Raw genomic sequence first — 22,183 nt, 5'->3', positions numbered from 1 at the left:
ATCTCCTTTATAGATATGAGCCGAACTGGCTAAAGTCAAAGACGTTTAAAAATTCCTGTGCTCGTTTGGTTTGTGGATTGGTAAAGAAGTCTTGAGCCGTTCCTTCTTCAGCGATTTTCCCTTGGTCGAGGAAGATAATACGATCTGCAATAGCTTGGGCAAACTGCATTTCGTGGGTTACCAGAATCATGGTGCGCCCTTCTTGAGCCAAGTCATTGATGAGTTCCAGAACTTCACGCACCATTTCGGGATCCAGTGAAGCCGTCACTTCGTCAAAGAGGATAATTTCTGGATGCATAAGAAGGGCACGGACAATCGCCACTCGTTGTTTCTGTCCACCAGATAATTGGCGAGCAAAACTGTCTTTTTTATCAAGCAAACCCACACGTTCCAGTAGTTGCAAAGCTTCCGCCGTTACTTCTTTCTTGTCTCGTCCCTGAGCTTTGATAGGGCCTAATATGAGGTTTTGAAGGACATCTAGGTGAGGAAAGAGTTCATAACTTTGAAAGACCATGCCAATCTTTTGACGAACCAGGTGAAAGTTTTTCTGATTGCCAGCAATAGACTGGCCATCCAGAAGAATATCTCCACCTTGTATGGTTTCTAAGCCATTGAGGCAACGAAGGAGAGTGCTTTTTCCGCAACCAGATGGCCCTAGAATGACGACGACTTCCCCCTTTTTGATATCCAGAGAAAGACCTTGGAGGATGGGATTGTCTCCAAAGGATTTTTTTAGGTCCTTGATTTCTAAAATAGTTTCAGACATTTAGTTCCTCCAATGTTTTTCTAAGTGAGTGGATAGTTTGGAAATAGGAAAACAGACTGCGAAATACAGGACCAGAATGGTTCCATAAATCCAAAAGGAAGCGGTTGGGATGGTCAAGCGATTGCTGTCGATGATTTGTTGTCCAACCTTGGTAACTTCAACAACCCCAATCAAGACAACCAAGGAAGTCGTTTTGATCATCCGAGTGACAAGGTTGATGGCTTGTGGTAGCAATCTTCTCAAGACCTGTGGAATGATAATGTGATAGTAAAGCTGCAAGTTGGTCAAGCCCAGAGCCTGTCCGCTTTCAAACTGATGTTTAGGGAGGGAAGTGATGGCTCCACGTACCAAGTCCCCCATTTCAGCTGTTCCCCAGAGGGTAAAAACAATAATAGCCGAAGTCTCGCCTGAGATATTGATATTAAAGTTTCGAGCTAAGCCGAAATAAACGATGAAAAGTAGTACCAGCTGGGGCATGATACGGATAAATTCCAGATAAAAGCGTGTTAAAAAACGAATAACTCTAGAATGGGAGGTCATGATGATTCCCATGACTGTTCCGAAAATCATTGATAGAAGGACGGAGAGAATGGAAATTCCAATCGTGACACCCAATCCCTGTAGAATACGCAGGAGATTATTTCCCTGAAAGAGTACTTGCATTCCCGAATCCTGCATGGCGGAGCCTCCTTTCTATCCAGCTAAAGACTAGAGAGATGGGTAGAAGCATGATCAGGTAAGCAACTACCAACATGGCTAGTGCAATGTCTGTCTCATAATAGAGTCCAATCAAGTCCTTGGCGACGTACATGAGATCGGCTAAGGCTACCGCAGAGAAGACAGAGGTTTCTTTGATGAGAAAAATGACATTGGCACTAAAGGACGGTAGGGCTACCGCAGTCGCTTGCGGAAGAACCACATAGCGAAAGACCTGTATAGGCGTTAGACCAATGGCTAGACCAATCTCGTGCTGGGTTTGACTAACTGCTTCCAGTCCGCTTCTGAAAGATTCAGCCATGTAGGAGCCACCTAAAAAGATGAGTCCGACTGTTGCACAGACTTCTGAAGAAAGAACAATCCCTATTCGGGGAAGCCCGAAGTAGAGGAAGAAGAGCTGAATCAAAAGGGGCGTGTTTCGTGACAATTCTATATAAGCTGTTGCTAGCTGTGAAAAGATAGGAACGCGATAATACCGAATGACACTAACGATTAGACCAACAAGAAAAGAACCCAGAATTCCCCAAACTGCGATATGTAAGGTCAGAAAGAATGCCTTTTGATAGAGTGGTAAATATTGTTCAACAATGGACCAATCCAAAATAGAACCTCCCATCTAGGAATAATATAGCTATTGTAGCACTAAAGGGCATGTTTGGATAATATGAATTTTTTATCACAATGATAGAAAATATTTATCATCTCTGTAGTTTGAAATTTCCAGACAAAATTTTTGAAAGGATTCTGAAAAAGAGGTAAGATAGTTTATGTAAGAAAAAGTAAACGCTTACTTAATAAGGAGGACACTTTATGTCATATAAAACAAGCAATGCAGAAGGACCTGTAGATTTTATTAACACTTATGATTTGGAGCCAATGGCGCAACAAGTTATTCCTAAAGCTGCCTTTGGTTATATCGCTAGTGGAGCAGAGGATACTTTCACTTTACGCGAGAACATCCGTGCCTTTAACCACAAACTCATCGTTCCGCATACGCTTTGCGATGTTGAAAATCCAAGTACAGAGATTGAATTTGCAGGTGAAAAATTGTCTTCACCCATCATTATGGCGCCTGTTGCGGCTCATAAATTAGCAAATGAACAGGGTGAAGTGGCTACTGCGCGTGGTGTGCATGAGTTTGGTTCTCTCTATACAACTAGTTCCTACTCTACTGTTGACCTTCCAGAAATTACGGAAGCTCTTCAAGGGACACCTCACTGGTTCCAATTTTACTTTAGTAAAGATGATGGGATCAACCGCCACATCATGGACCGTGTGAAGGATGAAGGCTACAAAGCGATTGTCTTGACGGCAGATGCAACTGTAGGGGGCAATCGTGAGGTTGATAAGCGCAATGGTTTTGTCTTCCCAGTTGGCATGCCGATTGTTGAGGAATACCTGCCAGAAGGTGCTGGAAAATCAATGGACTTTGTTTACAAGTCAGCCAAACAACGCTTGTCTCCACGTGATGTCGAATTTATCGCTGCATACTCAGGACTTCCTGTGTATGTCAAGGGACCACAATGCCGTGAGGACGTTGAACGCTCTCTTGCCGCAGGTGCTTCTGGTATCTGGGTAACCAACCACGGTGGCCGCCAAATCGACGGTGGACCAGCTGCCTTTGACTCACTTCAAGAAGTGGCTGAAGCAGTTGATAAACGTGTGCCAATTGTCTTTGACTCTGGTGTTCGTCGCGGTCAACACGTCTTTAAAGCCTTGGCTTCAGGAGCAGACTTGGTAGCCATTGGTCGCCCTGTGATTTATGGTTTGGCTCTTGGTGGTAGTGTTGGTGTGCGTCAAGTCTTTGAGCACTTGAATGCAGAATTGAAGACAGTCATGCAGTTATCTGGAACTCAGACTATTGAGGATGTCAAACACTTCAAACTCCGTCACAATCCATACAACCCAACCTTCCCAGTTGATCCTCGTGACTTAAAATTGTATTGATAAAGAAGACGGCCTCCACCTTATGTGGAGGTTTTTCTTCGTGTATAGAAAGAATAAATCGTTATTAGAAACTATATAAATATATTTTCCAATCAAATATCTTGCTAGGACTTTCAATTTCTGTTATACTGGTCCAGTAATTAAATAATAAAGACATTTGGGGTGCTTTAGGCTGAGATGATACCCATTGAACCTGATACAGTTAATACTGGCGAAGGGAAATGTGAAAAGGTTTTTTTCGTATGTCGAAAAGAACTGTCTAATCTTGTAAGCTAAACTCTAATTCTCGTTTGTAATTGGAGTTTTTTTGTTTATCAAAAGAGGATAGGCCTGACGACGAGCCTTTCGGTAGCTCTCCTTGAATGCCCTCGATGTTCTTTAAAAGTATCAAGTGGAATTACGATTTTGCTTGGTATCTCTTGATATTTTATTGATTACTAAGGAGTAAAGAAAGGAAAAGTAATATGGAAACACAAGACTATGCATTTCAGCCGGGTTTGACCGTTGGAGAATTATTAAAAAGCAGTCAGAAGGATTGGCAGGCTGCAATCAATCATCGTTTTGTTAAGGAACTTTTTGCGGGGACAATTGAGAATAAGGTCTTAAAAGACTACCTGATTCAAGATTATCACTTCTTTGATGCCTTCTTATCCATGCTGGGTGCCTGTGTAGCTCACGCAGACCAGCTTGAATCCAAACTTCGTTTTGCCAAGCAATTAGGCTTTCTTGAAGCTGATGAAGATGGTTATTTCCAAAAGGCTTTCAAAGAGTTAAAAGTAGCAGAGAATGACTATTTAGAAGTGACCTTGCATCCTGTAACAAAAGCGTTTCAGGAGCTAATGTATTCTGCTGTGACTTCATCAGACTATGCTCATCTTTTGGTCATGCTGGTCATTGCAGAAGCTCTCTATTTAGACTGGGGTTCTAAAGATTTGGCACTACCTGAAGCCTATATTCATTCGGAATGGATTAATCTACATAGAGGTCCTTTCTTTGCAGAGTGGGTTCAATTTCTAGTTGATGAACTTAATCGTGTCGGGAAAAATCGAGAAGATTTGACAGGACTTCAGGAACGCTGGAATCAAGCAGTTGCTTTGGAATTAGCTTTTTTTGATATTGGTTATGAATTATAGGACAGATTCAATACTTTTATGTAGATCAAAAGAATGAACAAACAAACTATATAAATATATTTTTCAGTCAAATATCTTGCTAGGGCTTTCAAATTCTGTTATACTGGTCCAGTAATTAAATAATAAAGACATTTGGGGTGCTTTAGGCTGAGATGATACCCATTGAACCTGATACAGTTAATACTGGCGAAGGGAAATGTGAAAAGGTTTTTTTCGTATGTCGAAAAGAACTGTCTAATCTTGTAAGCTAAACTCTAATTCTCGTTTGTAATTGGAGTTTTTTTGTTTATCAAAAGAGGATAGGCTTGACCGCAAGCCTTTTGGTAGCTCTTCTTGAATGCCCCACTTTTCTTTAAAAAAGGAGTTTTTTATGTTGAAAAAATGGCAGTTAAAAGATGTTATCTTGCTTGCTTTCTTGTCTATCTTTTTTGGTGGCGTTTTTGTGGGTTCAGGCTATCTATTTGATATCCTCACCCTAATCTTGGCCCCTCTTGGTTTACAGGCTTTTGCCAATGAAATCCTCTTTGGTCTCTGGTGTATGGCTGCGCCCATTGCGGCCATCTTTGTTCCAAGAGTCGGAAGTGCAACGATTGGAGAAGTGCTAGCTGCGCTTGCGGAAGTCCTATATGGTAGCCAATTCGGTCTAGGTGCTCTGTTGTCTGGCTTGGTTCAAGGTTTGGGAAGTGAATTTGGCTTTCTTGTGACCAAGAATCGCTATGAAAGTTGGCTCTCTCTAACTGCCAATAGTATTGGGATTACCCTTTTTAGCTTTGTCTATGAATACATTAAATTAGGTTACTATGCCTTCTCTCTTCCTTTTGTCCTGTCCTTGCTTGTGGTTCGCTTTGTTTCTGTCTTTTTCTTCTGTACCATTTTGGTTCGTGCCATTGTCAAACTCTATCATCAGTTTGCAGCTGGAGGAAAGGCATAGATGGGCCTGGAATTAAGAGGGATTCAATCCCCAATCTTTTCGGAACCGATTGATTTTACTTTTCATGCGCAAGCTTTTACCTTGTTAGTTGGGAGCAGTGGTTCAGGAAAATCCAGTCTCTTTCAAATTATCGCTCAAGTCAGTTCTCTTCCCTATAGTGGTCAAGTCCTGATAGATGGGAGTCAGGTCAGTCAGCTTTCTATCGTCGAACGTGTCCAGACGGTTGGCATTCTCTTTCAAAATCCCAATCATCAATTTACCATGGAGAACTTGTTTGAAGAGCTGATTTTTACCTTGGAAAATATTGGGCATCCCGTTCAGGAAATTGATGCTAAAATAGCTGAGGTGGTCCGGCAATGTCGCTGCAAGGCGATTTTGCACCGTCCCATTCATCACTTATCAGGTGGGGAAAAGCAAAAGGCTGCACTGGCTGTTCTTTTTGCTATGAACCCTAGGGTCTATCTCTTGGATGAACCCTTTGCTTCCATTGATCGAAAAAGTAGGCTAGAGATCCTAGAGATTCTAAAAGAGTTGGTCTCTAATGGGAAGACAGTCATCCTGTGCGACCATGATTTATCAGACTATGAAGCCTATATCGACCATATGGTGGAGCTAAGAGACGGCCAGTTAAGGGAGGTGTTTCAAATCCCTTGCTCTGAGATGACACAGGTTGCTTCAAAGAAAGTTGCTCCTAGCCCAGAACTATTCCACATGGACAGAACGACTTGTGAGCTAGATTATCGCCCCCTCTTTTCCATTTCTGATTTTACATTCTACCAAGGAATTTCTTGTATCTTGGGTGATAATGGTGTCGGGAAATCAACCCTCTTTCGCTCAATTCTTCAATTTCAAAAGTATAAAGGGCGCATTACTTGGAAGGGTTCGGTCCTGAAAAAGAAAAAGAGTTTGTATCGTGACTTGACAGGTGTTGTTCAGGAAGCTGAGAAGCAGTTTATCCGAGTCAGTCTGCGAGAGGAACTGCAATTAGATAGTCCAGACTCTGAAAGAAATCAGCGGATTCTCCAAGCTTTACGATATTTTAATCTGGAGCAGGCGCTTGATAAGAGTCCCTATCAATTAAGTGGTGGTCAACAAAAGATTCTTCAGCTTTTGACCATCTTGACCAGCAAGGCTTCTGTGATCTTGCTAGATGAGCCATTTGCTGGTTTGGATGATAGAGCCTGCGACTACTTTTGTCAGTGGATTCTGGAGGACAGAAATCAAGGAAGAAGTTTTCTGATCATTAGCCATCGTTTAGATCCCTTGATTTCTGTGGTTGATTATTGGATTGAGATGACGAGTGAGGGGCTTAGTCATCTCAAAGACGTGACCATCAGCAAACCTCTCACATCTCGGAGTATCAATACTCAAGGGGAGGTGAAGTAGTATGGTCAAAGTAGCAACCCAGACACCGATAATCGGTCTCTTCTTTCTAATTTTATCCTTGGAAACATCTTTCATTCCTTCGATTGCTCTTAATCTTTCAGTAGTCGCATTTTGCATTCTCTTCATGCTCTACTACCGTCGATTTAAATTGTTGGCTTGGATGCTCTTGCTCGCCATTTTACCATCTTTTGCCAATTACTGGGCAGTACAGTTACATGGGGATGCTTCGCAGGCAGTGATACTTGGAACGAGGGCCTTTGTGACGGTTTGTATCGGTCTTGTCTTTGTTTCCAGTATTTCCTTAAAAGAGCTTCTCTTGTACTTGGCTCAAAAGGGGTTATCACGGTCTTGGGCCTATGCCTTAATTGTGGTATTCAATGCCTTTCCCCTCATTCAACAAGAAATCAAGTCCCTCAAGGAAGCTTGCTTATTGCGTGGTCAAAAATTGCATGTTTGGTCTCCCCTGATTTACAGTAAGGTTCTGATGACAGTCTTTAGGTGGCGCCATCTTTACCTGAGAGCTTTGTCTGCACATGGATATGATGAGCATGCACAGTTGGAGAATCGCTATCGGACTTTTTATATTTCTCAGAGGACAAAATTGATCTACCTGCTGTTCTTTTTATTGCTTCAAACCAGTTTATTTCTATAAAGGAGTTATTATGGAATTTACAGATATTGCGATGGAATTATCCAAGGAAGCTTGGCAGGCTTCCTTTCATCACCCCTTTGTTTTACAGTTACAAGAGGGGAATTTAGAACCTTCTATTTTCCGCTATTACCTGATTCAGGATGCCTACTACCTGAAGTCTTTTTCAGAAGCCTATCACCTCTTGGCTGATAAGACTTCAAACCAAGAGATGAAAAGACTCTTGAAACAAAATGCCCAGAGTCTAGTGGAGGGTGAGTTGTTTATCCGCCAACAATTTTTCATGGAATTAGGAATCAGCTACCAGGAAATGGAGCAACATCCAATCGCTCCAACCTGTTATCATTACATTTCTCATATTTATCGCCAGTTTGCAGAGCCAAACTTGGGCATTGCTTTTGCTAGTTTGCTTCCATGTCCTTGGTTATACCATGATTTGGGCAAGGCACTTAATCGCAAACCATCCCCGAATCCTCTTTATCAACAGTGGATTGAGACCTATATCACCGATGAGTTAGAACAGCAGATTAAAGAGGAAGAAGCCCTGGTCAATCAGCTCTATCGCGAAAGCAACGAGACAGACAAACAAAAAATGCTAGAGGCCTTCCACCGAAGTGTCCACATGGAAGCTAAGTTTTGGGAGATGGCTTACCAACATCAAACCTGGACGAGTGATTTGCAATCCTTAGAAAAAGAGAAGAAATAGAAAATGAGAAACCACCAACTACAAGTTCACAAATTAACCATTTTATCCATGATGATTGCTCTTGACGTAGTACTTACACCCATCTTTCGAATTGAAGGAATGGCACCAATGTCCAGTGTAGTCAACATTCTTGCAGGGATTTTGATGGGACCTGTTTATGCCTTGGTCATGGCTACAGTCACAGCCTTTATCCGTATGACGACTCAAGGTATTCCCCCTTTGGCCCTAACAGGAGCTACTTTTGGAGCCCTCCTTGCAGGTCTCTTTTATAAGTATGGTCGGAAATTTCGCTATTCTGCTCTAGGAGAAATCTTGGGAACAGGGATTATCGGTTCCATTGTTTCCTATCCTGTCATGGTTCTCTTTACAGGATCTGCGGCCAAGCTTAGCTGGTTTATCTACACTCCTAGATTTTTTGGAGCAACCTTGATTGGTACAGCCATAGCTTTTCTTGCCTTTCGATTTTTAATCAAGCAGGAATTCTTTAAAAAAGTGCAGGGATATTTCTTTGGAGAAAGGATAGACTGATGCAGGAATTTACAAATCCCTTTCCTCTAACCTCCAGCTCCTTAATTCACTGCATCACCAATGAGATTTCCTGTGAGATGCTGGCCAATGGAATTTTGGCTCTGGGATCTAAACCTGTCATGGCAGATGATCCCCGTGAGGTTCTTGATTTTACCAAACAAAGCCAAGCTCTCTTTATCAATCTGGGGCATTTGTCAGCTGAGAAGGAGAAAGCAATCCGCATGGCAGCTACTTATGCAGCTCAAGCTGGCCTCCCAATGGTAGTAGATGCGGTTGGCGTAGCAGCTTCATCCATTCGTAAGGACCTAGTCACAGATCTTTTAGAATACAATCCCACGGTCCTTAAAGGAAATATGTCGGAAATCCGAAGTCTTGTTGGTTTAAAACACCACGGAGTTGGGGTCGATGCGAGTGCTAAAGATCAAGAAACTGAGGATTTGCTCCAAGTCTTGAAAGACTGGTGTCAGCTTTATCCTGGTATGTCATTTTTAGTCACTGGCCCCAAGGACCTCATCGTTTCAGAAAATCAAGTTGCTGTATTGAGGAATGGCTGTGCAGAATTGGACTGGATAACAGGGACAGGAGACCTGGTTGGAGCCTTGACAACCGTTTTTCTCAGCCAAGGAAAGACTGCCTTTGAAGCTTCCTGCCTAGCAGTTTCTTATCTCAATATCGCTGCTGAGAGAATTCTTGTTCAAGGAATGGGATTGGAAGGTTTTCGTTACCAAGTTCTCAATCAACTCTCTCTCCTAAAAAGAGATGAAAACTGGCTAAAAGCCATCAAAGGAGACTTTTATGAATAGAGAAGCATTTAGACTGTATCTAGTAACCAATCGCTACCAAGATTCCTTGGAAAGCTTTCTTGAAAAAGTTGAGACGGCCTGCCGTTCAGGTGTTACCATCATTCAATTACGAGAAAAAAATCTCACCACCAACCAATACTATCAGCTGGCAAAACAAGTCAAGGAAATAACAGACGCCTATCAGGTGCCCTTGATTATCGATGATCGGTTGGATATCTGTCTTGCAGTCGATGCTGCAGGTTTGCATATTGGCGACGATGAACTACCAGTTTCGGTTGCCCGCCAAGTATTGGGTCCTGAAAAAATCCTCGGTGTCACTGCTAAAACAGTAAAAAGAGCTCTTGAAGCAGAAACATCGGGTGCAGATTACTTGGGGACAGGAGCTATTTTCCCGACAACTACCAAAGAAAATGCACCTATCACCTTGATTTCAACCTTGAAAACCATTTGCCAAATGGTCGCCATTCCAGTAGTTGCTATTGGAGGCTTGACGTCAGAGAATATTGACCAACTTGCTGCAACTGGCATAGCTGGAGTAGCCGTTGTTCGTGATTTGATGCAGGCAGAAGATATAGAGGCAAAAACGCAAGCATTTTTAACAAAGCTGGATGACATGATTTCCTAATCAAAAACTCTCTAATTCCCTTAAAGTGGGAACTAGAGAGTTTTTCTTAATCTTTAAAACTTGTATGGTTGACTGGGCCAGAACCATGACCGAGTTGAGGGGCGTCTTGGATGGCTTTTGTGATAAAGGCCTTGGCCTTATCGACTGACTGATAAAGGGTCTTCCCCTTGGCTAGTTCAGCCGTAATCACTGCAGCAAAAGTACATCCAGTACCATGGGTGTGACAGGTTTGAATTCGTGGACTTTCCCAGACAAATTGTTCCTCCTTGGTAAAGAGGAAATCCTTGGCACCACCTTCAAGATGACCACCTTTGATAACTACAGACTGAGGGCCAAATTCTTTTAAAATCAGGCGACCAGCACGTTGCATGTCTTCTGGATCATGGATTGAAAAACCAACAATCTCTTCTGCCTCAGGAAGATTGGGGGTGATGATGGTAGCAAGGGGAAGCAAGTTTGTTTTTAGGTAGCTTCTCGCACTAGTATCTATCAGGGTGTCCCCACTTGTAGCGACCATAACAGGGTCCAGCACATAGGGACAATCCAGCTTTTTAAGGTAGGGTTGGATGATCTCCATGATTTCAGTAGTTGCCAACATCCCAGTTTTTACAGCCTGAGGCTTGATATCCGAAAAGACACTTTCCAATTGAGCTTCCAGCATTTGGTTGGAGACGTGCTCGATTAATTGAACGCCTCTTGTATTTTGAGCGACAAGACTGGTCACAACGGCCATTCCATAGACATCTCTAGCTTGGAACGACTTTAAGTCAGCCATAATGCCAGCACCGCCACTGGGGTCTGTCCCAGCAATGGTCAGAGCAACGGGTAAATAAGTCATCTAAAACCTCCCAACCAACTGAAGTTTGTATTCTTAAGAACAAGCAAGTCTGTTTTAGGAAGGAAATAGAAGACCAGATAGTCCTCATCATCATTTCCACTTCCATCAGCTAGCATTACCTAGATTGAGTCAAAGGGATCTAACAGTCGTTAATCTCAGCTTTACGCACCCCTAGTGGTTGTTTTCTTTTTTCTTCAGTATAGCATATTTTTATAGTTTATATAGTAAAATTTGACTGCAAATCTCTCGTTACATGATTAGAATTCTATATTTCGAAAAAATAATAAAAATTATAGTTGACAAATGTAGATTTCCGGAGTATACTAATAACTGTAATCGACAAATGTAGATTTAGGAGGTGTGATTATGCAGATTTCAGATGCAGAATGGCAGGTTATGAAGATTATTTGGATGCAAGGAGAGCAGACCAGTACGGATTTGATCAGGGTTCTGGCGGAGCGGTTCGACTGGTCCAAGTCGACCATTCAAACTCTTTTGGCTCGTTTGGTTGAGAAAGAGTGTCTGACAAGGAAAAAAGAAGGCAAGTTCTTTGTCTATTCAGCCCTTTTAACTCTGGACCAGAGTCGAGACTTGCTTGTCCAAGATATCAAAGACAAGGTTTGTTCTCGTAGGATTAAGAACTTGTTGGCTGATTTGATTGTGGAATGTGATTTCACTTTGGCTGACTTGGAAGACTTAGAAGCTGTGATTTCTAAGAAGAAATCAAGCGCTGTAACAGAAGTAAGATGTAATTGTATGTAAAGGAGACGTCATGTTAAATAGTATTGTAACCATTATTTGTATTGCCCTTATCGCGTTTATCTTGTTTTGGTTTTTCAAAAAGCCTGAAAAATCTGGACAAAAGGCCCAGCAAAAAAAGGGTTACCAAGAGATCCGAGTGGAAGTCATGGGGGGCTATACGCCTGAGTTGATTATTCTTAAAAAATCAGTGCCAGCCCGCATTGTCTTTGACCGCAAGGACCCTTCACCCTGTCTAGATCAGATCGTCTTTCCAGATTTTGGTGTGCATGCGGACTTGCCTATGGGTGAAGAGTATGTAGTGGAAATCACACCTGAGCAGACTGGAGAGTTTGGCTTTGCATGTGGTATGAACATGATGCACGGCAAGATGATTGTAGAGTAGGAGGAGACTATGACAGAAATTGTGAAAGCAAGCCTAGAAAATGGCATTCAAAAAATCCGTATCACGGCAGACAAAGGCTACCATCCAGCCCACATTCAACTGCAAAAAGGGATTCCTGCTGAGATTACTTTTCACCGTGTGACACCTTCAAACTGTTATAAAGAAGTTCTCTTCGAAGAAGAAGGGATTCTAGAACCAATCGCTCAAGATGAGGAAAAAATTATTCGCTTTACGCCTCAAGACTTGGGTGAGCACGAGTTTTCTTGTGGCATGAAGATGCAAAAGGGGAGTTATACCGTAGTTGAGAAGACTCGAAAATCTCTATCACTTTTACAACGTTTTTGGATTACTACTATCTTTACTGTGCCTCTTGTGATTCTCATGATTGGTATGTCTACAGGAGGAATTAGTCACCAAGTCATGCGTTGGGGCACCTTTTTAGCCACAACCCCCATTATGCTGGTAGCTGGAGTTCCATATATCAGAAGCGCCTGGGCTAGTTTTAAAAAGCACAATTCCAACATGGATACCTTGGTTGCTCTGGGAACCCTAGTGGCCTATTTCTATAGCTTAGTTGCCCTCTTCACTGGTCTGCCCGTTTACTTTGAAAGTGCTGCATTTATCCTCTTCTTCATTCTTTTGGGAGCAGTTTTTGAGGAAAAAATGCGAAAAAATACTTCGCAGGCAGTCGAAAAATTATTAGACCTACAAGCAAAAACAGCAGAGGTTTTGCGTGATGATGTTTATGTTCAAATACCTCTAGAACAAGTCAAAGTTGGGGATCTCATTCGCGTTCGACCAGGTGAAAAAATTGCCGTTGATGGGACTGTAATAGAAGGAGAAACTAGTATTGATGAATCAATGGTAACTGGGGAAAGTATTCCAGTCGATAAATCAGTTGGAGATGCTGTCATTGGTTCAACCATCAATAATAGTGGTACGATCATTTTTAGAGCTGAAAAAGTAGGTTCTGAAACCATGTTGGCTCAGATTGTAGACTTTGTGAAGAAAGCTCAAACCAGTCGTGCTCCTATTCAAGATTTGACAGACAAGATTTCTGGAATTTTCGTACCAGCAGTTGTCATTTTAGGACTCCTTACTTTTTGGATCTGGTTTGTTTTTCTTGGTGAAAGTTTTGTAACGTCGCTTCTCTATGGTGTTGCAGTCTTGATTATTGCCTGCCCTTGTGCTCTTGGACTTGCGACACCAACAGCACTCATGGTTGGAACAGGACGAAGTGCCAAGATGGGGATTCTTCTCAAAAATGGTACAGTTCTACAGGAAATCCAAAAAGTTCAAACGGTTGTTTTTGATAAGACAGGAACCTTGACCGAAGGGAAGCCAGTAGTGACAGATGTTATCGGAGATGAAGGAGAAGTGCTAAGTTTGGCTGCTTCACTGGAAGATGTATCTCAACACCCGCTAGCTCAAGCTATTGTTAATCGTGCATCTGAACTAGGAATTAGCCTTCACCCAGTGGAAAACTTCCAAGCCTTGCATGGAAAAGGTGTGACTGGGATTATTAATGGTAAGCAAGTCTTGCTGGGGAATGCTAAGCTCTTAGCTGACCTTGCTATTCCACATGATTATCAAGAACGATTTGATTTGCTTGAGAAAGAAGCAAAAACAGTTGTCTTCCTATCCGTGGATGGTCAGTTAAAAGGCTTAATTGCCTTGCAGGATGTCCCTAAGGAAAATGCCAAAGAAGCTATTGCTAAATTGAAAAAACGTGGTCTTAGAACGGTCATGCTTACTGGAGATAATGCTGGAGTAGCCCATGCGATTGCAGAACAAATTGGTATCGAAGAAGTAATCGCAAATGTCTTGCCAGAGGAAAAGGCACATGAAATTCACAAGCTTCAAAAGAATGGGAAATTGGCCTTTGTTGGAGATGGTATCAATGATGCGCCGGCCCTCAGTGTAGCGGATGTCGGAATTGCCATGGGCTCTGGGACAGATATTGCCATTGAATCAGCAGATCTTGTCCTTACAACCAACAATTTACTAGGATTGGCACGTGCTTTTGATATGAGTAAGAAGACCTTTAATCGTATTCTACTCAATCTTTTCTGGGCTTCTATCTATAACCTCATTGGTATTCCGATTGCAGCAGGAGTGTTTTCTGTTCTTGGTTTGGTACTCAATCCAGAACTTGCAGGATTGGCCATGGCCTTTAGTTCAGTATCTGTTTTAATCAGTTCACTCATGCTAAACTTTAGTAAAATAGACTAAAAGCGAGCTTGCTCGCTTTTTATTATAAAACAGATATTAAAAACGTTTTCAAACTGTACTGTAATAGAGAATAAGAACTTCTGAGCACATTCTTAGGAGACCCAAAACAAATGTGGTAAAGTAGTAGAGTAAAAATTTGCTGAAACGTTTCCAATTAGTATATGAAAACGGATTTATCAAGTTTTAAAAATATTTGAAGGAGAGTTATCATTATGACTCAAGGGAAAATTACTGCATCTGCAGCAATGCTCAACGTATTGAAAACATGGGGCGTAGACACAATCTACGGTATCCCATCAGGAACACTCAGCTCATTGATGGACGCTTTGGCTGAAGACAAAGATATCCGCTTCTTGCAAGTTCGCCACGAAGAAACAGGTGCTCTTGCAGCGGTCATGCAAGCTAAATTCGGTGGCTCAATCGGGGTTGCAGTTGGTTCAGGTGGTCCAGGTGCGACTCACTTGATTAACGGTGTTTACGATGCAGCTATGGATAACACTCCATTCCTTGCTATCCTTGGATCACGTCCAGTTAACGAACTCAACATGGATGCCTTCCAAGAATTGAACCAAAACCCAATGTACAACGGTATTGCTGTCTACAACAAACGTGTAGCTTACGCTGAGCAATTGCCAAAAGTAATCGACGAAGCTTGCCGTGCTGCAGTTTCTAAAAAAGGTCCAGCTGTTGTTGAAATCCCAGTAAACTTTGGTTTCCAAGAAATCGACGAAAACTCTTACTACGGTTCAGGTTCATACGAACGTTCATTCATCGCTCCTGCCTTGAACGAAGTTGAAATCGACAAAGCTGTTGAAATCTTGAACAATGCTGAACGTCCAGTTATCTACGCTGGTTACGGTGGTGTCAAAGCTGGTGAAGTGATCACTGAATTGTCACGTAAAATCAAAGCACCAATCATCACAACTGGTAAAAACTTTGAAGCTTTCGAATGGAACTACGAAGGTTTGACAGGTTCTGCTTACCGTGTTGGTTGGAAACCAGCCAACGAAGTGGTCTTCGAAGCAGACACAGTTCTTTTCCTTGGTTCAAACTTCCCGTTTGCTGAAGTGTACGAAGCCTTCAAGAACACTGAAAAATTCATCCAAGTCGATATCGACCCATACAAACTTGGTAAACGTCATGCCCTTGACGCTTCAATCCTTGGTGACGCAGGTCAAGCAGCTAAAGCTATCCTTGACAAAGTAAACCTAGTAGAATCTACTCCATGGTGGCGTGCAAACGTTAAGAACAACCAAAACTGGCGTGATTACATGAACAAACTCGAAGGTAAAACTGAGGGTGAATTGCAATTGTATCAAGTTTACAATGCAATCAACAAACATGCTGATCAAGACGCTATCTATTCAATCGACGTAGGTGACACTACTCAAACATCTACTCGTCACCTTCACATGACACCTAAGAACATGTGGCGTACATCTCCACTCTTTGCGACAATGGGTATTGCCCTTCCTGGTGGTATCGCTGCTAAGAAAGACAATCCTGATCGCCAAGTATGGAACATCATGGGTGACGGTGCATTCAACATGTGCTACCCAGACGTTATCACAAACGTTCAATACGACCTTCCAGTTATCAACGTTGTCTTCTCAAATGGTAAATATGCCTTCATCAAGGACAAATACGAAGACACAAACAAACACTTGTTTGGTTGTGACTTCCCTAATGCTGACTATGCGAAAATCGCTGAAGCTCAAGGTGCTGTAGGATTTACAGTTGACCGTATCGAAGACATCGATGCAGTTGTTGCAGAAGCTGTTAAACTCAACAAAGAAGGTAAAACTGTTGTGATCGATGCTCGCATCTCTCAACATCGTCCACTTCCAGTAGAAGTACTTGAATTGGATCCAAAACTTCACTCAGAAGAAGCAATCAAAGCCTTCAAGGAAAAATACGAAGCAGAAGAACTCGTACCATTCCGCCTCTTCTTGGAAGAAGAAGGATTGCAATCACGCGCAATTAAATAATTCCTTCGTGGAACTTAAAAAGATCGGAGCAATCCGGTCTTTTTCTGGAGGATAGTAAATGAATTTAAATCAATTAGATATTATCGTTTCAGATGTTCCCCAAGTCTGTGCTGACTTGGAGCGTATTTTGGATAAAAAGCCCGATTATGTTGATGACAGTTTTGCTCAGTTTACGATTGGCAGTCACTGTCTGATGTTGTCCCAAAATCATTTGATTCCTTTGGAAGATTTTCAGTCAGGAATCATTCTTCATATCGAGGTTGAGGATGTAGACCAGAATTACCAACGGTTGAAAGAACTTGGTATCCAGGTTTTAAACGGACCAACTGTAACCGATTGGGGAACAGAGTCCTTATTAGTTAAAGGGCCTGCTGGTCTAGTGATTGATTTTTATCGTATGAAGTAGGTAATTCTATTATCAAATTTTTTATCTAAACATTCTTGGAGTGAAACTTAAAAAGATCGGAGCAATTCGATCTTTTTTGTATTTATGCGACTTTCAGTCCGTCTCGCTCCGTTAGGTGCGAGACAAAAAACCACCCGTTTTCACGGGTGGTTATGATTTCTACACTTATTGTTTGGCTTCCTGTTTTAATTGTTGCACCTGTTCCTCGTACTGGACAAGCTCCCTGTCTTTTATATTGATAGTCGCTTCTGCTTCAGCAATGCGGCTTCTCAGATCTTGAGTCTTGTTATGGTGATAGCTAATACCAATAGCACTACCAGCAATGATCCCGATTACTAGACAAGTAAAAATCACCAAAATCAAGGGAGCAGATAGTTGTGTAAAGACAAGACTGACAGTTACTGTTTGACGATTGAGTAGACCAAATGAGATCACAATGACTAATAAGCTCAAACCGCCAATTAGATAAGCCTTATCTTTCAGTGACAATTCATTAAATTTTTTTAGCATAAGTTCCTTTTCTCCTGACTATGTTGATAGAAAACTACACACCATTTAGGTATTAACAAAATTCATTTTACTAGAAAATTTCGATACTGTCAATAATTTCTAACGGCTTATTTACCATCAATCAATCGATTCATTGAAAAGGAGTATTCATTTTCTAATATTTGATTGAGTAAACAGAACGGAGCAATTCGGTCTTTTTTCTGTTCCCTCTTTCTTATAACAAGATTGTGATAGTTTATATCTTTATAACAAAAGTTTTAAAGACTTGATTGTTTTGAAAAAAGATTATAAAATATGATTCATAAAAATGAAAGAGGTTTTGAAAATGTCTGAAAAACAAATGAAAGTTTTGGGTTGGGTAGCGACCTTCATGTCTGTTATGATGTACGTCTCTTACTTCCCGCAAATTATGAACAACCTGGCTGGTCAAAAAGGGAACTTTATCCAGCCCTTGGTTGCAGCCATCAACTGTAGTCTCTGGGTTTACTACGGTCTTTTCAAGAAAGAAAGAGATATTCCACTTGCGGCTGCTAATGCACCAGGTATCGTTTTTGGCCTAGTAACGGCTATCACAGCTTTGATTTAAAAAGAAGACTGGTTTCAGTCTTTTTTTCGTATATATAAAAGTAAGTTTAGTGCTATTATTATCCAGAGGGTTCCAAACTTTTTGCCTCCTTTTTAGTATAATAGAAGTAATAAATCAATCGAGGTAAAGTGATGACAGAAATACTACAATTTCCAGAAGGATTCCTCTGGGGTGGTGCTACGGCAGCTAATCAATGTGAGGGTGCTTATAATCAAGATGGCCGTGGTCTTGCTAATGTGGATGTGGTACCGATTGGTCCAGACCGTGAGGCTATTATTACAGGTCAGAAAAAGATGTTTTCGTTTGAGGAGGGCTATTTTTACCCAGCAAAGGAAGCCATTGATATGTACCATCATTACAAGGAAGATATTGCGCTTTTTGCAGAAATGGGATTTAAAACCTATCGACTTTCCATTGCTTGGACTCGGATTTTTCCTCAAGGTGACGAAGCAGAGCCAAATGAAGTTGGTCTAGCTTTTTATGAGGATTTATTTAAGGAATGCCACAAGTATGGAATTGAACCACTGGTGACCATCACGCATTTCGATTGCCCCATGCACTTAATTAGGGAGTACGGTGGTTGGCGCAATCGTCGTATGTTGGACTTTTACGCAAATCTCTGTCACACCCTCTTTACCCGTTACAAGGGCTTGGTCAAGTACTGGCTCACCTTCAACGAAATCAATATGATTCTGCATGCCCCCTTTTTAGGAGCTGGGATTTGTTTTGAAGAAGGAGAAAATCAAGAACAGATCAAATACCAAGCAGCCCACCATGAGCTGGTAGCCTCGGCTATGGCGACTAAAATTGCTCACGAAATTGATCCAGAAAACAAGGTGGGATGTATGTTGGCAGCAGGACAATACTATCCCAACACTGCCCATCCGAGAGACTACTGGGCAGCTATGGAGGAAGACCGTAAGAGTTACTTCTTCATTGACGTCCAAGCGCGTGGGGAATACCCAAACTATGCCAAGAAACAGTGGGAGCGTGAGGGGATAGAAATTGAAATGACGGCAGAGGATTTGGATTTGTTGAAGAATCACACTGTTGATTTTGTTTCCTTCTCTTACTATGCGAGTCGAGTGGCCTCAGGCGATCCAGAAGTGACGAATCTGACCGCTGGAAATGTCTTTGCCTCTATCAAAAATCCTTATCTAGAATCCTCTGAATGGGGTTGGCAGATTGACCCACTGGGGCTTCGTATCACCCTCAATGCTATCTGGGATCGTTATCAAAAGCCTATGTTCATCGTAGAAAATGGCCTCGGTGCTATGGACACGCCAGATGAAAATGGATACGTAGCAGATGACTATCGGATTGCTTACTTAGAGGCCCATATCAAGGCTATGCGAGATGCTATTTACCAAGATGGCGTTGAATTGCTTGGTTATACGACTTGGGGTTGTATAGATCTGGTTTCAGCTGGAACAGGCGAAATGAACAAGCGATATGGCTTTATCTATGTGGATCGTGATAATGCAGGTCAAGGAAGTCTCAAACGGAGCAAGAAGAAATCCTTCTACTGGTACAAGGATGTCATTGCCAGCAATGGTGCAAGTATTAAGTAGAGCACATTTGTTCACTATTTTTATAAAATCTTCTCCCTACTTTATAAGATGTGAAAAAGAGTTCAATTAGACCTAGCTTTTTGCTATAATGAAGTGAGAAAAACAGACAGGAGAATAAGATGTCAGAACCATTATTTTTACAATCAGTTATGCAAGAAAAAATCTGGGGTGGAACCAAGCTACGTGATGAGTTTGGCTACGACATTCCAAGTGAAAAAATCGGAGAATACTGGGCTATTTCAGCCCACCCAAATGGTGTTTCTAAGGTAGCTAATGGTCGCTACGAGGGAACAGACTTATCTACCTTGTATGCGGAACACCGTGAATTGTTTGGCAATCGTCCAGAACCTGTATTTCCACTCTTGACCAAGATACTCGATGCCAACGATTGGCTCAGTGTCCAAGTTCACCCAGACGATGCCTATGGACTAGAGCATGAAGGTGAGCTCGGGAAAACAGAGTGCTGGTACATCATCGCTGCGGATGAAGGTTCAGAGATTATCTATGGTCACAATGCCAAATCAAAAGAAGAACTTCGCCAGCAAATTGAGGACAAGAACTGGGATGCCTTGCTGACCAAAGTGCCTGTTAAGGCTGGAGACTTCTTCTATGTACCAAGTGGCACCATGCACGCTATTGGAGCAGGTATCTTGATTCTTGAAACCCAGCAGTCTAGCGATACCACCTACCGTGTTTATGACTTTGACCGTAAGGATGACAAGGGCAACTTGCGTGAACTTCACCTTGAAAAATCCATCGATGTCTTGAACATTGGTGAACCTGCTAATAGCCGTCCCGTAACTATCAAAGCAGATGATTTACGTTCCACTCTCCTTGTGTCTAATGACTTCTTCGCAGTTTACAAGTGGGAAATCACTGGAAAAGTTGACTTTAAAAAGACAGCAGACTACAGTTTGTTTAGTGTCTTAGCTGGTCAAGGTCAGCTTACTATTGACGGGAAAAACTATCCAATCCAAAAAGGTAGCCACTTTATCCTACCAAGTGATGTTGAAGCTTGGACCCTAGAAGGGCAAGGTTTGGAATTGATTGTTAGCCATCCATAAAAAAAGAAAGGGCCTGAGTTTACTACTCAAGTCCTTTTTGATTACATAAATTGGGCGATAAAAACCACAATGATGATAATAGGAATGATGAAACGAAGGAGGAAAAGCCAGACTTGGAAAAGTCCTTGTTTCCATGCTCTTTCATCAAGATGGAGTTCCTCCTTAGCATGAGCCTTCTTAAAGATGTAGCCTGTAAAAAGTGACAGGCAGAGAGCTCCAAATGGCATGAGGAGATTGGAAACCAAGAAATCCATAGCATCAAAGAAGGTCTTCCCAAAAATGTGAACATCCGCCATGACCCCATAGGATAGAGCTGAAGGAATTCCAAAGACAAAGGTCAAGATTCCTAAAATAGCACTCCATTTAGCACGCTTGCGATTGTCCTGATTGGTGATATTGCCCACATTGATTTCCAGCATAACGACAGAAGAAGTGACCGTCGCAAAGAGGAAAAGCAAGAGGAAAAGGATGTAGAAAATGGTTCCAAAAGGCATCTTGTCAAAGAGTTGAGGCAAGACGATAAAGAGCAGGCTTGGTCCCCCTTCCGACTGGATATTGAAAGCTGACATGGCTGGGAAAATGGCTAGTCCCGCCATGATGGAAACCGAGATGTTCATGGCTACGATGGAAATCCCTGACTGGACCAGATTGGTTTTCTTGTCCAAGTAGGAAGCATAGGTCAGCATGGCTGTAACCCCTAGTGAGAGGGCAAAGAAAGATTGTCCCAGAGCATAGAGGAGACCAGCGCTGGTCAGTTTTGAAAAGTCTGGTTTGAGGAAGTAGAGAACCCCTTCCATGGCGTTTGGCAAGCTGAGCGAGCGCCCGATGATCACGACAAAGATGATAAAGAGCATAGGCATCATGACTTTCGAGGCTCTTTCAATTCCTTTTTGAACCCCACGTGATACAATAAAGATATTCAACAAGATAAAGGCTGCTTGAGCTCCTAGGGCAATGGCTGGATTTGAAATGATTGAAGTAAATAACTGAGCATAATCACCCGTACCGCCAAGCTGGAACAATTTCCCAAACTCAATTCCTAGATAGACTAGAATCCAACCTCCGATGACACTGTAAAAGGAGAGGAGGATAAAGAGGGCAAAGGCACCAATCCAACCGATAAAGTTGTACTTGTTATTCTTGCCTAGTTTTCCAAAGGTTTTGATAGCGGAAACGCCAGCACTACGGCCAAGGGCAAATTCAGCCAGCAGGAGCGGGAAACCGATTAAAATGGTGGAAATGAGAAAGACCAGTAAAAAGCCTCCCCCGCCATTAGCGGCAGTCATGTAGGGAAATTTCCAAACGGCTCCAAGTCCGATGGCTGAACCAGCAGATGCTAGGATAAAGCCTAGTTTCGAGCCCCATTGCGATTTTTCTGACATAGTTGAAACTCCAATCTTGTTTTTTAAAATAAGAAAAGGCTACTTGAGTTGTCAAATAGCCCTCTCTCAATGGCTCTCTATGAACCTTCTGTTTGATTGATAGACTTGACTATCCTATCATGTTTTCAAAGGTCTGTCAAGAAAACCATTTTCAAGTTTTCACACCTTTCTCAAAAAGTTAAAAATTTTTCGCAAAAACGCTTGACTCTGACCTAGGGGGAGGGGTTATACTATCAATGTAATACTCTTCGAAAATCAAATTCAAACCACG

At 42.0% G+C, this 22,183-nt stretch carries 23 protein-coding genes and 3 riboswitches; of the genes, 17 read left to right on the top strand and 6 right to left on the bottom strand.

Going from position 1 to position 22,183, the window contains the following annotated elements; translation table 11 throughout:
* Positions 1 to 7 precede the first annotated feature (7 nt).
* Genes HMPREF2991_RS02390 through HMPREF2991_RS02380 form a run of 3 tightly spaced genes read right to left on the bottom strand, consistent with a single transcriptional unit; the run spans position 8 to position 2,084 of the window.
* Positions 8 to 766 (bottom strand): amino acid ABC transporter ATP-binding protein, encoded by a 759-nt coding sequence (locus tag HMPREF2991_RS02390; RefSeq protein WP_070569078.1) that lies wholly within the window; start codon positions 764 to 766, stop codon positions 8 to 10.
* Positions 767 to 1,444: an amino acid ABC transporter permease gene (locus tag HMPREF2991_RS02385; protein ID WP_033629423.1), complete on the bottom strand. Its 678-nt coding sequence runs from the start codon at positions 1,442 to 1,444 to the stop codon at positions 767 to 769.
* On the bottom strand, positions 1,404 to 2,084 hold the full coding sequence (locus HMPREF2991_RS02380; RefSeq protein ID WP_070569220.1) for an amino acid ABC transporter permease: 681 nt from the start codon (positions 2,082 to 2,084) through the stop codon (positions 1,404 to 1,406). Before HMPREF2991_RS02380 ends, HMPREF2991_RS02385 begins: the two co-directional genes overlap by 41 nt.
* Positions 2,085 to 2,293: 209 nt before the next feature.
* Between HMPREF2991_RS02380 and lctO the strand changes: the two genes are divergently transcribed.
* The 9 genes from lctO (at position 2,294) to thiE (ending at position 10,191) form a co-directional block, all read left to right on the top strand.
* The gene (lctO, locus tag HMPREF2991_RS02375) at positions 2,294 to 3,430 is read left to right on the top strand and encodes an L-lactate oxidase (RefSeq protein ID WP_070569072.1); all 1,137 of its coding nucleotides are present in this window, start codon (positions 2,294 to 2,296) and stop codon (positions 3,428 to 3,430) included.
* Positions 3,431 to 3,578: 148 nt separating this feature from the next.
* Positions 3,579 to 3,667, top strand: a riboswitch (TPP riboswitch).
* Between the two features lie 227 nt (positions 3,668 to 3,894).
* The gene (locus HMPREF2991_RS02370) at positions 3,895 to 4,563 is read left to right on the top strand and encodes a TenA family protein (RefSeq protein ID WP_070569070.1); all 669 of its coding nucleotides are present in this window, start codon (positions 3,895 to 3,897) and stop codon (positions 4,561 to 4,563) included.
* Between the two features lie 123 nt (positions 4,564 to 4,686).
* A riboswitch (TPP riboswitch) is annotated at positions 4,687 to 4,775 on the top strand.
* 158 nt (positions 4,776 to 4,933) lie between these two features.
* Positions 4,934 to 5,494 carry an ECF transporter S component gene (locus HMPREF2991_RS02365; protein ID WP_070569067.1) on the top strand — a complete coding sequence of 187 codons (561 nt, stop codon included), beginning with the start codon at positions 4,934 to 4,936 and terminating at the stop codon, positions 5,492 to 5,494.
* Complete coding sequence (locus HMPREF2991_RS02360; RefSeq protein WP_070683348.1) at positions 5,495 to 6,880, top strand: ATP-binding cassette domain-containing protein; 1,386 nt, start codon at positions 5,495 to 5,497, stop codon at positions 6,878 to 6,880.
* 1 nt (position 6,881) lies between these two features.
* Complete coding sequence (locus HMPREF2991_RS02355) at positions 6,882 to 7,532, top strand: energy-coupling factor transporter transmembrane component T (RefSeq protein WP_070683346.1); 651 nt, start codon at positions 6,882 to 6,884, stop codon at positions 7,530 to 7,532.
* A 10-nt stretch (positions 7,533 to 7,542) separates the two neighbouring features.
* Entirely contained in the window at positions 7,543 to 8,235 is a 693-nt protein-coding gene (tenA, locus tag HMPREF2991_RS02350; RefSeq protein ID WP_000397196.1) for a thiaminase II, read from the top strand.
* Between the two features lie 3 nt (positions 8,236 to 8,238).
* Positions 8,239 to 8,763, top strand: a complete 525-nt coding sequence (thiW, locus tag HMPREF2991_RS02345) for an energy coupling factor transporter S component ThiW (RefSeq protein ID WP_001244058.1) — start codon at positions 8,239 to 8,241, stop codon at positions 8,761 to 8,763.
* Positions 8,763 to 9,566, top strand: a complete 804-nt coding sequence (locus HMPREF2991_RS02340; protein ID WP_001155204.1) for a hydroxyethylthiazole kinase — start codon at positions 8,763 to 8,765, stop codon at positions 9,564 to 9,566. The genes thiW and HMPREF2991_RS02340 overlap by 1 nt, the downstream gene beginning before the upstream one ends.
* Positions 9,559 to 10,191, top strand: a complete 633-nt coding sequence (gene thiE / locus HMPREF2991_RS02335; protein ID WP_001078196.1) for a thiamine phosphate synthase — start codon at positions 9,559 to 9,561, stop codon at positions 10,189 to 10,191. The genes HMPREF2991_RS02340 and thiE overlap by 8 nt, the downstream gene beginning before the upstream one ends.
* Positions 10,192 to 10,237: 46 nt before the next feature.
* On the opposite strand, the gene thiD is transcribed toward thiE, so the two are convergent.
* Entirely contained in the window at positions 10,238 to 11,029 is a 792-nt protein-coding gene (gene thiD / locus HMPREF2991_RS02330; RefSeq protein ID WP_070683344.1) for a bifunctional hydroxymethylpyrimidine kinase/phosphomethylpyrimidine kinase, read from the bottom strand.
* 84 nt (positions 11,030 to 11,113) lie between these two features.
* Positions 11,114 to 11,212, bottom strand: a riboswitch (TPP riboswitch).
* A 183-nt stretch (positions 11,213 to 11,395) separates the two neighbouring features.
* On the opposite strand from thiD, the gene HMPREF2991_RS02325 reads away from it, so the two are divergent.
* The 5 genes from HMPREF2991_RS02325 to HMPREF2991_RS02305 all read left to right on the top strand — a co-directional run bounded on the left by HMPREF2991_RS02325 (position 11,396) and on the right by HMPREF2991_RS02305 (position 16,799).
* Positions 11,396 to 11,791 (top strand): CopY/TcrY family copper transport repressor, encoded by a 396-nt coding sequence (locus tag HMPREF2991_RS02325; RefSeq protein ID WP_001167199.1) that lies wholly within the window; start codon positions 11,396 to 11,398, stop codon positions 11,789 to 11,791.
* Between the two features lie 10 nt (positions 11,792 to 11,801).
* Entirely contained in the window at positions 11,802 to 12,173 is a 372-nt protein-coding gene (locus HMPREF2991_RS02320) for a cupredoxin domain-containing protein (protein ID WP_000935056.1), read from the top strand.
* A 9-nt stretch (positions 12,174 to 12,182) separates the two neighbouring features.
* Positions 12,183 to 14,405, top strand: a complete 2,223-nt coding sequence (locus HMPREF2991_RS02315; RefSeq protein ID WP_070683342.1) for a heavy metal translocating P-type ATPase — start codon at positions 12,183 to 12,185, stop codon at positions 14,403 to 14,405.
* A 212-nt stretch (positions 14,406 to 14,617) separates the two neighbouring features.
* A complete protein-coding gene (gene spxB, locus HMPREF2991_RS02310) occupies positions 14,618 to 16,393 on the top strand; it encodes a pyruvate oxidase (protein ID WP_070569039.1) in 1,776 nt (591 codons plus the stop codon).
* A gap of 58 nt (positions 16,394 to 16,451) precedes the next feature.
* Entirely contained in the window at positions 16,452 to 16,799 is a 348-nt protein-coding gene (locus HMPREF2991_RS02305; protein WP_001052638.1) for a VOC family protein, read from the top strand.
* 165 nt (positions 16,800 to 16,964) lie between these two features.
* On the opposite strand, the gene HMPREF2991_RS02300 is transcribed toward HMPREF2991_RS02305, so the two are convergent.
* Complete coding sequence (locus HMPREF2991_RS02300) at positions 16,965 to 17,309, bottom strand: lipopolysaccharide assembly protein LapA domain-containing protein (RefSeq protein ID WP_000913393.1); 345 nt, start codon at positions 17,307 to 17,309, stop codon at positions 16,965 to 16,967.
* Positions 17,310 to 17,634: 325 nt separating this feature from the next.
* Here HMPREF2991_RS02300 and HMPREF2991_RS02295 point away from each other — a divergent pair, with 325 nt between their 5' ends.
* The 3 genes from HMPREF2991_RS02295 (at position 17,635) to manA (ending at position 20,530) form a co-directional block, all read left to right on the top strand.
* The gene (locus tag HMPREF2991_RS02295) at positions 17,635 to 17,895 is read left to right on the top strand and encodes a SemiSWEET family transporter (protein ID WP_001291476.1); all 261 of its coding nucleotides are present in this window, start codon (positions 17,635 to 17,637) and stop codon (positions 17,893 to 17,895) included.
* Between the two features lie 131 nt (positions 17,896 to 18,026).
* Entirely contained in the window at positions 18,027 to 19,466 is a 1,440-nt protein-coding gene (locus tag HMPREF2991_RS02290) for a 6-phospho-beta-glucosidase (RefSeq protein ID WP_000136073.1), read from the top strand.
* Positions 19,467 to 19,585: 119 nt separating this feature from the next.
* Positions 19,586 to 20,530: a mannose-6-phosphate isomerase, class I gene (gene manA / locus HMPREF2991_RS02285; protein ID WP_001294312.1), complete on the top strand. Its 945-nt coding sequence runs from the start codon at positions 19,586 to 19,588 to the stop codon at positions 20,528 to 20,530.
* 41 nt (positions 20,531 to 20,571) lie between these two features.
* Here the strand turns inward: manA and HMPREF2991_RS02280 are convergent, their stop codons facing one another.
* Positions 20,572 to 21,912: a sodium-dependent transporter gene (locus tag HMPREF2991_RS02280; RefSeq protein ID WP_002874374.1), complete on the bottom strand. Its 1,341-nt coding sequence runs from the start codon at positions 21,910 to 21,912 to the stop codon at positions 20,572 to 20,574.
* Positions 21,913 to 22,183: the final 271 nt, after the last annotated feature.

This window comes from Streptococcus sp. HMSC072D07, assembly GCF_001814835.1.
Taxonomy (GTDB): Bacteria; Bacillota; Bacilli; order Lactobacillales; family Streptococcaceae; genus Streptococcus.
The sequence above is the reverse complement of the archived record's forward strand: the minus strand, read 5'-3'. Positions and strand labels throughout refer to the sequence as shown.

What these genes read in the sequence shown, in the direction of transcription:
- HMPREF2991_RS02385 (WP_033629423.1), bottom strand. Translation starts at nt 1,444, where the DNA reads ATGCAGGATTCGGGAATGCAAGTACTCTTTCAGGGAAATAATCTCCTG.
- thiE (WP_001078196.1), top strand. Translation starts at nt 9,559, where the DNA reads ATGAATAGAGAAGCATTTAGACTGTATCTAGTAACCAATCGCTACCAA.
- HMPREF2991_RS02315 (WP_070683342.1), top strand. Translation starts at nt 12,183, where the DNA reads ATGACAGAAATTGTGAAAGCAAGCCTAGAAAATGGCATTCAAAAAATC.
- HMPREF2991_RS02280 (WP_002874374.1), bottom strand. Translation starts at nt 21,912, where the DNA reads ATGTCAGAAAAATCGCAATGGGGCTCGAAACTAGGCTTTATCCTAGCA.
- HMPREF2991_RS02355 (WP_070683346.1), top strand. Translation starts at nt 6,882, where the DNA reads ATGGTCAAAGTAGCAACCCAGACACCGATAATCGGTCTCTTCTTTCTA.
- thiD (WP_070683344.1), bottom strand. Translation starts at nt 11,029, where the DNA reads ATGACTTATTTACCCGTTGCTCTGACCATTGCTGGGACAGACCCCAGT.
- HMPREF2991_RS02320 (WP_000935056.1), top strand. Translation starts at nt 11,802, where the DNA reads ATGTTAAATAGTATTGTAACCATTATTTGTATTGCCCTTATCGCGTTT.
- HMPREF2991_RS02325 (WP_001167199.1), top strand. Translation starts at nt 11,396, where the DNA reads ATGCAGATTTCAGATGCAGAATGGCAGGTTATGAAGATTATTTGGATG.
- HMPREF2991_RS02390 (WP_070569078.1), bottom strand. Translation starts at nt 766, where the DNA reads ATGTCTGAAACTATTTTAGAAATCAAGGACCTAAAAAAATCCTTTGGA.
- HMPREF2991_RS02300 (WP_000913393.1), bottom strand. Translation starts at nt 17,309, where the DNA reads ATGCTAAAAAAATTTAATGAATTGTCACTGAAAGATAAGGCTTATCTA.
- HMPREF2991_RS02305 (WP_001052638.1), top strand. Translation starts at nt 16,452, where the DNA reads ATGAATTTAAATCAATTAGATATTATCGTTTCAGATGTTCCCCAAGTC.
- thiW (WP_001244058.1), top strand. Translation starts at nt 8,239, where the DNA reads ATGAGAAACCACCAACTACAAGTTCACAAATTAACCATTTTATCCATG.
- HMPREF2991_RS02360 (WP_070683348.1), top strand. Translation starts at nt 5,495, where the DNA reads ATGGGCCTGGAATTAAGAGGGATTCAATCCCCAATCTTTTCGGAACCG.
- spxB (WP_070569039.1), top strand. Translation starts at nt 14,618, where the DNA reads ATGACTCAAGGGAAAATTACTGCATCTGCAGCAATGCTCAACGTATTG.
- HMPREF2991_RS02290 (WP_000136073.1), top strand. Translation starts at nt 18,027, where the DNA reads ATGACAGAAATACTACAATTTCCAGAAGGATTCCTCTGGGGTGGTGCT.
- HMPREF2991_RS02340 (WP_001155204.1), top strand. Translation starts at nt 8,763, where the DNA reads ATGCAGGAATTTACAAATCCCTTTCCTCTAACCTCCAGCTCCTTAATT.
- HMPREF2991_RS02295 (WP_001291476.1), top strand. Translation starts at nt 17,635, where the DNA reads ATGTCTGAAAAACAAATGAAAGTTTTGGGTTGGGTAGCGACCTTCATG.
- manA (WP_001294312.1), top strand. Translation starts at nt 19,586, where the DNA reads ATGTCAGAACCATTATTTTTACAATCAGTTATGCAAGAAAAAATCTGG.
- tenA (WP_000397196.1), top strand. Translation starts at nt 7,543, where the DNA reads ATGGAATTTACAGATATTGCGATGGAATTATCCAAGGAAGCTTGGCAG.
- HMPREF2991_RS02370 (WP_070569070.1), top strand. Translation starts at nt 3,895, where the DNA reads ATGGAAACACAAGACTATGCATTTCAGCCGGGTTTGACCGTTGGAGAA.
- lctO (WP_070569072.1), top strand. Translation starts at nt 2,294, where the DNA reads ATGTCATATAAAACAAGCAATGCAGAAGGACCTGTAGATTTTATTAAC.
- HMPREF2991_RS02365 (WP_070569067.1), top strand. Translation starts at nt 4,934, where the DNA reads ATGTTGAAAAAATGGCAGTTAAAAGATGTTATCTTGCTTGCTTTCTTG.